This is a genomic window from Amycolatopsis sp. MJM2582 (genome assembly GCF_000754115.1).
Classification (GTDB): domain Bacteria; phylum Actinomycetota; class Actinomycetes; order Mycobacteriales; family Pseudonocardiaceae; genus Amycolatopsis; species Amycolatopsis japonica.
This window is the reverse complement of sequence record NZ_JPLW01000007.1, coordinates 324,024-336,313: the sequence shown is the minus strand read 5'-3', so window position 1 is coordinate 336,313 and position 12,290 is coordinate 324,024. Positions and strand designations below refer to the sequence as shown.

The window sequence follows — 12,290 nt, the reverse complement described above, 5'->3', positions numbered from 1 at the left end:
CCTCTTCTTGACACTCCGGCGGCCGGTGGAAATCCTAGTATTCATGGATTCAAACGGTCTGTCCACTCACTTGAACGTGGAAACGCTGCACGGATCGCTCACCGATCCGGCCATCTCGTCGATGAACCTGCTGAACGAACTGATCGACGAATACCCTGTGGCCATTTCCATGGCGGCAGGCCGGCCGTATGAAGAGTTCTTCGACATACGACTCATTCACACCTACCTCGACGCCTATTGCGACCATCTCCGGCGCGACCGGAAAATGGACGAGGCCGTGGTGACCCGCACGCTCTTCCAATACGGCACCACCAAGGGCGTCATCGCCGATCTCATCGCCAGGAACCTCGCCGAAGACGAGAACATCGACGCCGCCCCGGAATCCGTGGTCGTCACGGTGGGCGCGCAGGAGGCGATGTTCCTGGTCCTGCGCACGCTGCGGGCGGGCGAGCGCGACGTGCTGCTCGCCCCCGCCCCCACCTACGTCGGCCTGACCGGGGCGGCGCTGCTCACCGACACCCCCGTGTGGCCGGTGCGGTCGAACGAGAACGGCATCGATCCGGACGACCTCGTCCTCCAGCTGAAACGCGCCGACGAGCAGGGCAAGCGGGTGCGCGCCTGCTACGTGACCCCCAACTTCGCCAACCCCACCGGCACCAGCATGGACGTGGCATCGCGCCACCGGCTCCTCGACGTCGCCGAGTCCCACGGAATCCTGCTCCTGGAGGACAACGCGTACGGCCTGTTCGGCTCCGAGCGGCTGCCCTCTCTGAAATCCCTCGACCGGTCGGGATCCGTGGTCTACCTCGGTTCCTTCGCCAAGACCGGCATGCCCGGCGCCCGGGTCGGTTTCGCGGTGGCCGACCAGCGGATGGCCGATGGCGGCCTGTTCGCCGACCAGCTTTCGAAGCTCAAGGGCATGCTCACGGTGAACACCTCGCCCATCGCCCAAGCCGTGATCGCCGGGAAACTCCTGCTCAACGACTTCAGCCTCACCAAGGCCAACGCGCGGGAAATCGCCATCTACCAACGGAACCTGCGGCTGACGCTCGATGCGCTGGAGCGCGGGCTCGGCTCGTGCGAGGGCGTCAGCTGGAACACGCCGACGGGTGGTTTCTTCGTCACCGTCACGGTTCCGTTCGTCGTCGACGACGAACTGCTCGAAACCGCCGCCCGCGAGCACGGCGTGCTGTTCACCCCGATGCACCACTTCTACGGCGGCAAGGGCGGATTCCACCAGCTCCGGCTGTCGATCAGCCTGCTCACGCCGGAACTGATCGAAGAGGGCGTCGCGCGGCTCGCGGCGTTGATCAAGCCGCGGCTTGCCTGAGCGTTTCACGCGAAGAGCCCCCATCCTTGGGTGAGGATGGGGGCTTTTTCGTGCGCCGGGTGCGGGTGGGTGATGCGAAAGCCACTTTCGCAACGTTTAAGGTTGCGAAAGTGGCTTTCGCAACCCTTCCCGCACCCGCGACCGGCCTCTCGGAAGTACGTGAAGGCCCCCTTCACTGCGTCTAGCGCAATGAAGGGGGCCTTCATGAACCTCCAGCGAAATGAGGCATGTCGCGAAAGCCACTTTCGCGACGTCTGACGTCCCGAAAGTGGCTTTCGCGACACCAACCGCCGTCGGTCAGGGCTTCGTACCGGTCACCAGCGCGTGCTCGAACGGCAGCTCGACCGAGCGCACATCGACGCATCCGACCGACTTGAGCCACGCCGAAGCCTCGGCCTGCGGCCAGGCCATCCCCCGCCCGGTGGCGAGAATGTTGAGGTACAACGAAAGCCGCGCCGAAAGCGGGCCGCCGGTCTCGTCGTCCGCGGCCGCGAACCCGTAGATCGAGATCTTCCCGCCGGACGGCAGCACCTCGTACGCCTTCGCCAGCAACATCACGCACTGCTCGGCCGTGAAGGTGTCGAGGACGTGACTGAACAAGGCGTGGTCGGTGCCGCCGGGGAACGGGTCCGTCAGCAGGTCGGCCGGGTGCAGGGTGAGCCGGTCGGTGACCTCGGCGGGCACCCGCTGTTCGGCGAGCGCCACGCTGCTGGCCAGGTCGAGCAGGGTGGCCTTGAGGCCGGGGTTGGCCTTCAGCAGGGCCGCCGCCGTGGTGCCGTCACCGCCGCCGACGTCGAGCAGATGCCGCGACGACTTCACGTCGATGTGCTCCAGCAGCCCCGGCATCGTCTGCAGCGAGAACGCCGACATCGCCGTGTAGAAGATCCGCGCCTTCTCCGGGTCGTTGCCGAGCCGCGCGTACAGCGTGTCACCCGGGCCCTCGAGGGCGTCGAGGGCCTCGTTGGTGCCGGCGCGCAGCGCGGAGGTCATCCGCGCGAACGCCGGGTAGTAGATGGTCTTCCAGCTGAGCAGGATGTGCTGCCAGCTCTCCGGCCCGGTCGTGGCGAGCAGTTCGGTCGCGACCGGGTGGTTCACATAGTCGACGCCCCGCTTCTCGATCAGGCCCGAGGTGGTCAGCGCGAGCATCAGCACGCGGACCTTGTGCGGTTCCAGGCCGGTGAACTCACCGAGCGCCGCGGCGTCGGCACCGCCGCGCTCTTCCAGGAAGTCGAAGATGTCCAACTCGATGCCGGACACCACCGCGTTGAACAGCGCGGGGCCGTTGGCGATCAGCTGGAAACGACGGTGGACCTCGGTGGAGTCGAGCGATTCCTGCATCTGCAGATTTCCTTTCCGGCCGGCGGAGACTTCCGCAGACGTTGAGAACGACACCGGCCCGCCTCAGAAGGAGCCGGACGCCGGTCCGGCATTGGCGTCGAAAGAGCTGCCGGAGTAATCGGGATGGAGTACGGAGAAGGCATAGGTGGCGGGCGCGGCGATCATCGCCACGACCCCGAGCACGAGCGCCGCCGTGACCAGGGATTTCGACGCGTTTTCCCGCACTCGCGCCAGGATCAGCACGACGAGGGCGGCGACGCCGAGCACGAGCGTGCCCCATTTCGCCCACGGCAGGAAGTTCGGGTAATGGGACCACAGCCAGGCGCCCCAGGCCAGTTCCGCGGCGATCGCGACCGGCAGGATCCAGCCCTGCCTGCCGCCGTTGCGGTACGCCCGCCAGAAGGTCACGATGCCGAGCCCGGAAAGGGCCGCGATCGCGGGAGCGAGTGAGGCGACGTACGCGGTGTGTGCGACGTCGCTCGCGCTGAAGACGAAGAGGAAGGTCACCAGCCAGACGCCCCACATCACCAGTCCGCCGCGCACCGGGTCGGTGCGCTCGGCGCGGCGCCACCACCAGAGCCCGCACAGCAGCGACAGCAGGGCGAGCGGGAACAGCCAGGCGATCGCGACACCGAGGTGACCGTCGAGGAGTTTGGTCGCCCCCATCGGATCCGCTCGTGTCTCCACTTTGGACTGATCCGGCTGCGGACCACCCGGACCGGGCGGCTGGTCGCCGTCGGCCTTCGGGCCGAGGTTCCCGTTCTGTTCGTCTTGGTGCTTGGTCCCGAAGTTCCCGTTCTCGTCGAGACCCTGGCCACCACCGGGGCCTTGCGGATCCCCGGGGCCGCCTTCCGGCCCGCCGGGGCCGCCACCGGGGCCGTCACCAGGACCGCCCTCGGGGCCACCAGGACCACCAGGGCCACCGGGGAAGTCGCCGGGTCCGCCGCCGGGGCCGCCCGGGCCGAGCGACGGCAGGCCGCCGCGGCCGTTGGGGTCTTCGGCGCCGGGCAGGTGGACACCGATGCGGCCGAGACCGTTGTAGCCGAACACCATGGCGAACGCGCTGTTGTTCGTGGTGCCGCTGACATGCGGCCGCGCGCTGTCCGGGGTGAAGGTGTAGAGCGCGATCCACGACAGCGACACCGCCAGCGTCACCACACCGGCGATCCCCAGATGCGTCACCCGGCGGCGCAGCTCGACCGGGGCGGTGAGCAGATAGCCGATGGCCAGCGCGGGCAGGATCATCCACGCCTGCACCATCTTCGCCTGGAAGCCGATCCCGACCCAGACACCCGCCAGCACCAGCCACTTCAGCCGCGCCTCGAGCACGGCGCGCTGGTAGGCGTCGACGGCGAGGACCAGGCACATCGTGAGCAGGCCGTCCTGCATGCTGTGCCCGAACATCGACGCGAGGACCGGGGTGAGGGTGAAGACGCCGGCGGCGAGCAGGCCGGGCACCACTCCCGCCCAGCGCCGCACGACCCGGTACATCACCAGCACCGAGATCACGCCCTCGATCACCTGCGGTAGCGCGAGCGACCATTCGTGATAGCCGAAGATCTTGGCCGAGATGGCCTGCGGCGCGAACGATCCGGCGAGTTTGTCGAGCGTGTACGTGGCCCCCGGGTCGACGGTTCCGTAGAAGAACGCCTTCCAGCTCTCGGACATGCTCTTGGCCGTGTCCGAGTACAGCGGCGCGAAGTCGACCCTCGGCAGGTTCCAGGCGTAGAGCACCAGCGCGACGAACGCGATGCCCAGCAGCGCCGGACGCGCCCACGGCGGCTGATCGGCGGGCGAACGCCAGAACGCCCAGCGGCCGCGCACGCCCTCGGGGGCGGCGTCCGATGATGGTGACGGCAGATGAGTGAGCGTTGCGGACACTCCGGTACCTCGCTTAACCGTTGTCTTCGTCGACGAGAACGGGCCAGATGGTTTCGCCGAATCCGCCCCGCGGTGAGTTCTTCCGCGCGTGCTCGTCCAGCCTCGCGAAGAGATTCTTGTTCCGGCCATTGAGCATCGTCAGCTGGGAAGAATAGCACTCGACGGCTTCGTTCTTCCGTTTCCAATTCTCCGCTGTCGCGGGAAGGAATTCGGAATCCCCGAGGTGGAAACCGGGTGGCAATTCGATCTTTCCCGGAGTGAACATCGAATACGGGAGGTCTTCCCACAGCCGTATCGGAACGTTCAGCGCACGCGCGGCGGACAACGCGGCGTCACGGGTGGCCAGGTTGTCGGGATGGTCGACGACGGCCGCGCACGTGACGATCAGCGTCGGCTCGAATTCGGCGACGATCGCCTCGATGTCGTCCTCGATCTCGGCGACGAGACCGTCATCGCCCGGTGAATCCTGGGCCACCGCGAGCTTTTGCCCGCCCTCCACGTGATCCGTGAGCCATCGGCCGTCCGGCAGCCTCCGGTAGATGGAGTCGAGAAACCGGCCGTGCCGGTACGCCAGCCCGAGACGGGCGAGCGCGGCGATGTCCTCGTTCCGGCGATGGAGGGGCGCGTCGTCCTCCGGGGAAAGCCCCCAGACCGCGTGCATACGTTCCGCCGCCGCGGAATACGGAGGGGGCGCCGTTCCGGCGAAGACCGTGTTGACGAGCACCTCCGCGCCGTCCCCCGCCGCTCGGGCGAGACTCGCGCCGAGGGAAAGGACCGCGTCGTCCAAATGCGGGGAAATCGCCAGCAGCCGGCGTGGGGACATGGTGCTGATTTTGGTCACCGCCTTGTCGCGCTTCAACCGACGAGCCTGGACAGCGCCTGTGCGGCAACCGTCGTGCCGTCGGTGCGGATCGTGCCGGCGACGGCCTTCGCGCGGGCGCGGGTTTCCGGCGCCAGCGCGGTGACGAGCGCGGCGGACAATGAATCGACCGTCGGGTTCGGGCCGTCGTGCGCCACGCCGATGCCCAGCTCGGCCACCTTGGCGGCGAAATGCGGATGATCCGCGATCTGCGGGACCACGATCTGCGGAACGCCTGCCAGAGCCGCCACATGTGTCGTCCCGGTGCCGCCGTGATGGACGGCCGCGGCGACCCTGCCGAACAGCGCCTGCAGGTTCTCCTCACCGACGGCCAGGCAGTCGGCGCCTCCGTCGGGCAGCGTCAAAGCGGCCCAGCCGGTGGAAAGCACGACCCGGCGGCCCTGCGCGCGGATCGCCTCGACGGCCACCTTGGCGATGTCGGCGGGAGCGGGCGAGCAACCGAAGCCGACGTACACCGGCGCCTCGCCCGCGGCGAGAAAAGCTTCCAGTTCCGCCGAAAGCGGCCGATCGTCGGGGTGGATCCACGCACCGGTCCGGACACCGCCCTCAGCCGGGGCCAGGACGGGATCCGCCGCCAGGAAGGGATTGTCGGTGCTGCTGAAGTCGTACAGGTTCTTCACCGGCGGGAGGCCGATCGCGGCGCGCAGTTCGTTCAGCGCGCCGCCGAACATGCCGTCGGCGCCGTTGTTGTACATCTCCCGGTGTTCGGGCGACGGCACGAGCACCGGCGAAGGCACGACGTAGAAGTACGGGATGCCCAGTTTCTCGGCCACCGAACGGACACCGATCGCGCCCGACAGCAGCCCGGTCGCCACCACCGCGTCACAGCCCTCGGCGGCCGCCGGGATCTTCTCGAACTGCTCGGCGATCCCCGCGATCGCGGCCTCGGGCGATTCGGGCGGTCCGCCCAGCGCGCCCGCCTCTTCGAGCACCGGCTTGCCGACGACGACGTGCGGCACGCCGGCCTCGGCCAGCCGCGCGGTGTAGTCCGGCGGGGCGCACATCCGCACCTCGTCGCCCTGCTCGCGCAACCGGAGTGCCAGTGCCACCAGCGGTTCGATCTCGCCGCGGGTTCCGTACGACCAAAACAGCACGCGCATTTCGTATCCCCTGGATGCTTCAGCGCCGGACCGCGGCGATGCCGACTGTGGCGTAGTTGATGGTGAACGAGCCGCCGATCTCGTCGATCGCCGAGCCGAGGTACGCCAGGAACCGGGCACGCGCGTCTTCCGCGAGGTGGTTGAGCCCGCCCTGGGTCGGGATCTGGTCGAGCCATTCGTCCCGGGTGCAGACACGCGACCACTCGAAGCGCAGTTCCTCCGGCTGAGTGAACGCGCCGGTGCGGAGGATGCCTTCGGCCGCCTTCACGTACTGCTTGGCGTAGATCTGCTCGACGTACTCTTCGACGTCTTCCTCCTTTTTGGACGGTGGCTCGAACTTCACGTCCGGCATCGCGTGCCGGTACGCCTCCCCCTGCGCCGTCATGACGGCTTCCGGGAGTTCGAACCCGTTGTCGAACAACGCGATCAGCCCCTGGGGAACGAGTACGTCCGCCACCTTGGCCGCGCCCGCGAACGGGTCGACCCAGTGCCACGCGGTCCCCGAGGTGACCGCGTCGAAGGTGCGGCCCGCCGGGTCCCAGTCCTCGAACTTGGCGACCTCGACGTCGAGCCCACGCCTGCGGGCGACCTCCGCCATCCGCGCGTCCGGTTCGACACCGAGCACCGTGCAGCCCGCCGCCTGGAACGGGCGGGACGAGAGACCGGTCCCGCAGCCGACGTCCACGAAGTTCTTGCCGGGGCTCAACGAGACGATCCGGTCGACCAGTGCCTCGGGATAGGTGGGCCGGGCACGGTCGTACCGTTCGGCGTCGGCGCCGAACCACTGCGCCATCTGCCGGTTCTCGTGCGGTGCTGCAGCCAGATCGGACATGTTCCTCACCCTGGTCGGTTGATGGTCAAACGGAAACGCGGCCGACGGCGGCGCGCAGGCGCTCCGCGGCCACGGTCGTCCCGTCGCCGCGGAGCGTGCCCGCGACGGCCTTCGCCCGGGCCCGGGTCTCCGGGGAGAGCGCGGTGGCGAGCGCGGCGGACAGCGAGTCGAAGGTCGGGGCCGGGCCGAACTCCTCGAACGCCACACCGATGCCCAACGCGGCCACCTGCTCGGCGAAATACGGCTGATCGGTGATCTGCGGCAGCACGACCTGGGGGACGCCCGCCCGCGCGGCCACGGTCGTCGTACCCCCGCCGGCGTGGTGGACGACGGCGGCGACGTGGCCGAAGAGCGCCTGCAGATTCACCTCACCGACGGCGAAACAGTCGGCTCCGTCGTCGGGAAGCGCCATGTCCGCCCAACCTCGGGAGAGCACCACCCGGTGCCCCTGCGCCCGGATCGCCTCGACGGCCAGCTTCACCGTGTCCGCGATCTCGGGCGTGCTGCCGAAACCGACATAGACCGGCGGCGCTCCGGCGGTGAGGAACGCTTCCAGGTCCGCGGGAAGCGGCCGCTCGTCCGGCAGGATCCAGGCGCCGGTCTGGACGGCGCCGAGTTCCGGCCGAGGCGGGGCCAGGACCGGATCCGCCGCCATCCAGGGTTGCTCGGTGAAACCGTATTCGACGAGATTCCCCACCGGTGCCAGGCCGAGCGCCGCGCGACGGCCGTTGAGCGCGTCCGCGTAGCGCTGGGAGAAGACGTCGGTGTAGAAGTCCCACAGCGCCCGGTTGTCGTCCATCGCCTCCTCCGGCGGCCGTCCGTCCCCCCGCGACAGCGGCGGCGGGTAGTACGGCGACGGCAGGTAGATCGGGCAGTAGGCGGCGTAGAAGTACGGAATGCCGAGGCTTTCCGCCACCGACCGCACGGCGATGGCGGCGGAGAGGACACCGGTCGCCAGCACCACGTCACAGCCCTCGGCGGCCGCCGGGACCGCGTCGAACTGCTCGGCGAGCTCGTCGGCGGGACGCCTCGGTTCCGGGCCTTCCGCCATCCCCCGCATCATGGCGCGCAACGACTGCCCGACCGGGACGACCTCGATGCCGAACTCGGTCAGCCGCTCCACGGTGTCCGGCGGCGCGCACACCCGCACCTCGGTGCCGAGTTCCCGCAACCGCACCGCCAGCGCGACCACCGGCTCTACGTCGCCGCGGAGTCCGGTCGTCGACAACAACACACGCATTTCGTATCCCTTGAGTTCAGACGGAAACGCGGTCGACCGCGTCGAGGAGGAATTTCGCGGCCACGGCGGCCCCGTCGGTGCGGACCGTGCCCGCCACGGCCGCCGCCCGCTCCCGGACCTCCGGGGCGAGCGCCGTCTCGAGCGCGGCGGACAGGGACTCGAAGGTCGGCGTCGGGCCGTCGTGCGCCACGCCGATGCCCAGTTCGGCCACCCGGCCGGCGAAGTACGGCTGGTCCGCGATCTGCGGGACCACGACCTGGGGAACACCCGCCCGGGTGGCCGTGGTCGTCGTCCCGGCGCCACCGTGATGGACGGCCGCGGCGACCCGGCCGAACAGCAGCTGCTGGTTTCCCTCCCCCGCGGCGAAGCAGTCGCTCCGGTCGTCGATCAGCGCCAGATCGGCCCAGCCACGGGAAAGGATCACGCGGTGTCCGCGGGCGCGCACCGCCTCGACGGCGACCTTGGCGGCCTCCTCGGGGGCGCGCATGCTGCCGAAACCGACATAAACCGGCGGCGGACCCGCGGCGAGGAACTCCTCCAGCTCCGCGGAAAGCGGCCGCACGTCGGGCAGTGTCCAAGCACCGGTCTGGACGACGTCGAGATCCGTCGGCTGGAGCGGGGCGAGCGACGCGTCGGCCGCGAGCAGCGGGTGATCGGTGAAGCCGTAGCCGAAGACGTCCTCGACCGGCGGCAGGCCGATCGCGGCCCGCTGGGCGTTGAGCGGCTCGCCGAACCGCCTGAGGGCGCTGCGGCTGTTGCGCTCCCACAACGCGCGGTTGTCGGCCCCCTCCGGCGCGGGCGGCTCGCCCAGCGGAGGCGGCGGCGCGTAGTGCGGCGACGGGATGAAGCGCGGGCAGTAGAACCCGTAGTAGTAAGGGATGCCCAACTTCTCGGCCACCGACCGGACGGCGACCGCGGTGGCCAGCATCCCGGTCGTCACCACGACGTCACAGCCCTCGGCGGCGGCCGGGACCTCGGCGAACTGGACGGCCATCGCCTCGGCCGAAAGCCGCGGCCCGTCCTCGGGCGACGGCGGTTTCGCGTCCTTGATCGCCGTGCGGGTCGACTGCCCGACCGGCACCAGCGGAACACCGACCTCGGCCAGCCGCTCGGAGGAGTCCGGCGGCGCGGCCATCCGCACCTCGGCCCCCGCCTCCCGCAGCCGTACCGCCAACGCCACCAGCGGTTCGACGTCTCCGCGGCTTCCGGACGTCGCCAGCAACACGCGCTTCACGTAATTCCCCGATCTCTTCGTTTCAGGCGGGAACCGACGGCTTTTCGCGGCTGACCGCGTCGCGCAACAGGTCCACGGCCACCGTGGTCCCATCGGCGCGGATGGTGTCGGCGACCTCGATCGCTTTGGCCCTGGTCTCGGGATCCAATGCCGTGGTGAGCGCGGCGGACATGGCCTCGAAGCTCGGCGCCGGCCCCTCCAGGGCGACCCCGATCCCCAGCTCGGCGACCCGGTCGGAGTAGTACTGCTGGCCGACGATCGACCGCACGATGATCTGCGGGGAGCCCGCCCGGGTGGCGATATGGGTCGTGCCGGTGCCGTCGTGATGGATGGAGACGGCGACCCGGCGGAACAGCTCCTGCAGGTTCACCTCGTCGACGGCGAAGCAGTCGGCCTCGTCCTCGGGCAGGTCCAAACCGGCCCAGCCGCGGGAAAGGATCACACGGTGGCCCTTCGCGCGGATGGCCTCGATGGCCACCTTCGCCGCGTCGGCGGTGCCGGACGAACTGCCGAAACCGACGTACACCGGCGGCGCTCCGGCGGCGAGGAACGCCTCCAGATCCGCGGGAAGCGGCCGCTCGTCGGGCAGGATCCACGCGCCGGTCTGCACGGCTTCGTGCCGCGGCTCCAGCGGCGCGAGGATCGGATCCGCCGCCAGCAAAGGCTTTTCGGTGGAGCAGTAGTCGAAGAGGTTCTTCACCGGCGCCAGGCCGATCTCGGCACGTTTGGCGTTGAGCGCGTCGCCGAACAGGCCGTCGGCGCCCTGGTTGTACATCTCCCGCTGCGGTGCTTCGAGGTGGCTCGGGAGGTGGATCGGGCACAAAGCGACGTAGTGGTAAGGGATTCCGAGCTTCTCGGCCACCGACCGCACCGCGACGGCGCCGGACAGCAGACCGGTCGCCACCACGACGTCGCAGCCTTCGGCGACGGCGGGCATCTGGTCGAACTGATCGGCGATCCCGGCGGCCGCGAGCTCGGGGTCCCGTCCCTCGCCGTCGTTCATCCCGCGGTCCGGCCGGGCGACGGGCACCAGCGGCACGTCGAGCTCGGCCAGCCGTTCCGCGCTGTCCGGCGGCGCGCACACCCGCACTTCCGCGCCGGATTCCTTCAGCCGTGCCGCCAACGCGACCAGCGGTTCGACGTCGCCGCGTGATCCACACGCCCACAACAACACGCGCATTGCGCTTCCCCTCTACCAGGTGACCGGCAACTGATCCGGGCAGTCGATGAACGCGTTCCGGAGCTTGACCTCGTCGTTGGACACCGCCAGGCGCAGCCCGGGGAATCGCTGCCACAGCGACTGATAAGCCATCCGCAGCACCGACCGCGCGATCGCGGCGCCGATGCAGTAATGGATGCCGTGCCCGAAGCCGACGTCGGAAACCGGCGGGCGCCGCGCGTCGAGAACGTTCGGGTTCGGCGTCAGCGCTTCGTCGCGGTTGGCCATCAGGATCGAGCAGAGGACGTAATCCCCCGCCTTGATCAGCTGTCCGCCGACGACGACGTCCCGGAGCGCCATCCGCGGATTCGGCTGCTGCACCGGCGAGAGATAGCGCAGCAGTTCGTTGACGACCCGGTCCGCCTGCTCGCGGCCTTCGAAGAGCAACTGCTTTTGTTCAGGGTTGTCCAGGAGCGCGAGCACCCCGAAGCCCAGCATTCCCGCGACGGTCTCGACACCGCCGAGGAGCAGCGCCGTGCACAGGCCCTTCAGCTCGTCGTCGGTGACGTTGTCCCCGTGTTCGCGCACCAGCATGCCGAGGAAACCGTCGTCGGGATCCTTGCGCTGGCGGGTGATGAGACCGAGCAGATACTGGTTGAACGCCGCGCTGTCGGCCGCCCTCGCCTTGAATCCGCGGCTGAGGTCGACGTTGCGCCGGATGCGGCGGATGAACTCGTTCCGGTCGTCGCGCGGGATGCCGAGGAGTTCACAAAGGACACCGCCACCCACCGGATCCGCGAAAAGTCCTTGTACGTCAGCGGGTTTGCCTTCGGCCTCGACCTCGTCGAGACGTTCGTCGATGAGTTCCTGGATCGCCGGTTCCAGCCGCCGGATCCGCCGGACGGTGAACTCCGGCGTCAGCATCCGGCGCAGCCGCGTGTGCTCGGGCGGGTCGTAGGTCGAGATCTGCCCGACGAACTGCGGCGCCATCGGGACGTCTTCGCCGTTGGTCGTCCGCTCGGCCTCGGCCTCGGTCAGCCGGGGGCGCGTCGTGAAGTTCTCGTGATCGCCCAGGATCTTGCGCACGACGTCGTACCCGAGTGCCTGCCAGACATAGCCCTTGCCGAGCTGCGTGGACGCGTCACCGAGAATCCGGACCAAGGGGCCCTTCTCCCGCAACGTGAACATGTCCTCGTGCGGGTCGCAGTGCGTCCTCATCATGTAGTTCGCGGTCGGCTCCACGGCCGGCGCGACCTCGTCGATTGCGTGCTCCATACCGAGTGGAAGCTCCTTCAT

General features: G+C 69.3%; 10 protein-coding genes. 1 reads left to right on the top strand and 9 read right to left on the bottom strand.

What is annotated here, in order from left to right; genetic code table 11:
• Positions 1-43: 43 nt before the first annotated feature.
• Positions 44-1,330, top strand: coding sequence for a PLP-dependent aminotransferase family protein (locus ED92_RS36040; protein ID WP_037346416.1), 1,287 nt, complete (start codon positions 44-46; stop codon positions 1,328-1,330).
• 297 nt (positions 1,331-1,627) lie between these two features.
• On the opposite strand, the gene ED92_RS36035 is transcribed toward ED92_RS36040, so the two are convergent.
• From ED92_RS36035 to ED92_RS35995, 9 genes are all read right to left on the bottom strand, one after another.
• Positions 1,628-2,668 (bottom strand): methyltransferase, encoded by a 1,041-nt coding sequence (locus ED92_RS36035; protein ID WP_037346414.1) that lies wholly within the window; start codon positions 2,666-2,668, stop codon positions 1,628-1,630.
• 63 nt (positions 2,669-2,731) lie between these two features.
• Positions 2,732-4,549: a glycosyltransferase family 39 protein gene (locus ED92_RS36030; protein ID WP_037346412.1), complete on the bottom strand. Its 1,818-nt coding sequence runs from the start codon at positions 4,547-4,549 to the stop codon at positions 2,732-2,734.
• Positions 4,550-4,562: 13 nt separating this feature from the next.
• Entirely contained in the window at positions 4,563-5,372 is an 810-nt protein-coding gene (locus tag ED92_RS36025; protein WP_037346970.1) for a PIG-L deacetylase family protein, read from the bottom strand.
• A gap of 32 nt (positions 5,373-5,404) precedes the next feature.
• On the bottom strand, positions 5,405-6,529 hold the full coding sequence (locus ED92_RS36020) for a glycosyltransferase (RefSeq protein WP_037346410.1): 1,125 nt from the start codon (positions 6,527-6,529) through the stop codon (positions 5,405-5,407).
• Between the two features lie 19 nt (positions 6,530-6,548).
• Positions 6,549-7,361, bottom strand: coding sequence for a class I SAM-dependent methyltransferase (locus ED92_RS36015; protein ID WP_037346407.1), 813 nt, complete (start codon positions 7,359-7,361; stop codon positions 6,549-6,551).
• 25 nt (positions 7,362-7,386) lie between these two features.
• Positions 7,387-8,601, bottom strand: coding sequence for a glycosyltransferase (locus tag ED92_RS36010; RefSeq protein ID WP_037346404.1), 1,215 nt, complete (start codon positions 8,599-8,601; stop codon positions 7,387-7,389).
• A 16-nt stretch (positions 8,602-8,617) separates the two neighbouring features.
• The gene (locus tag ED92_RS36005; RefSeq protein ID WP_037346401.1) at positions 8,618-9,835 is read right to left on the bottom strand and encodes a glycosyltransferase; all 1,218 of its coding nucleotides are present in this window, start codon (positions 9,833-9,835) and stop codon (positions 8,618-8,620) included.
• Between the two features lie 22 nt (positions 9,836-9,857).
• Positions 9,858-11,015, bottom strand: coding sequence for a glycosyltransferase (locus ED92_RS36000; RefSeq protein WP_037346399.1), 1,158 nt, complete (start codon positions 11,013-11,015; stop codon positions 9,858-9,860).
• A 12-nt stretch (positions 11,016-11,027) separates the two neighbouring features.
• Complete coding sequence (locus ED92_RS35995; RefSeq protein WP_037346397.1) at positions 11,028-12,269, bottom strand: cytochrome P450; 1,242 nt, start codon at positions 12,267-12,269, stop codon at positions 11,028-11,030.
• Positions 12,270-12,290 lie beyond the last annotated feature (21 nt).

Bases quoted from the DNA above. Each gene is read 5' to 3' on its own strand.
- ED92_RS36040 (WP_037346416.1), top strand. From the start codon at position 44: ATGGATTCAAACGGTCTGTCCACTCACTTGAACGTGGAAACGCTGCAC.
- ED92_RS36035 (WP_037346414.1), bottom strand. From the start codon at position 2,668: ATGCAGGAATCGCTCGACTCCACCGAGGTCCACCGTCGTTTCCAGCTG.
- ED92_RS36025 (WP_037346970.1), bottom strand. From the start codon at position 5,372: ATGTCCCCACGCCGGCTGCTGGCGATTTCCCCGCATTTGGACGACGCG.
- ED92_RS36020 (WP_037346410.1), bottom strand. From the start codon at position 6,529: ATGCGCGTGCTGTTTTGGTCGTACGGAACCCGCGGCGAGATCGAACCG.
- ED92_RS36015 (WP_037346407.1), bottom strand. From the start codon at position 7,361: ATGTCCGATCTGGCTGCAGCACCGCACGAGAACCGGCAGATGGCGCAG.
- ED92_RS36010 (WP_037346404.1), bottom strand. From the start codon at position 8,601: ATGCGTGTGTTGTTGTCGACGACCGGACTCCGCGGCGACGTAGAGCCG.
- ED92_RS36000 (WP_037346399.1), bottom strand. From the start codon at position 11,015: ATGCGCGTGTTGTTGTGGGCGTGTGGATCACGCGGCGACGTCGAACCG.
- ED92_RS35995 (WP_037346397.1), bottom strand. From the start codon at position 12,269: ATGGAGCACGCAATCGACGAGGTCGCGCCGGCCGTGGAGCCGACCGCG.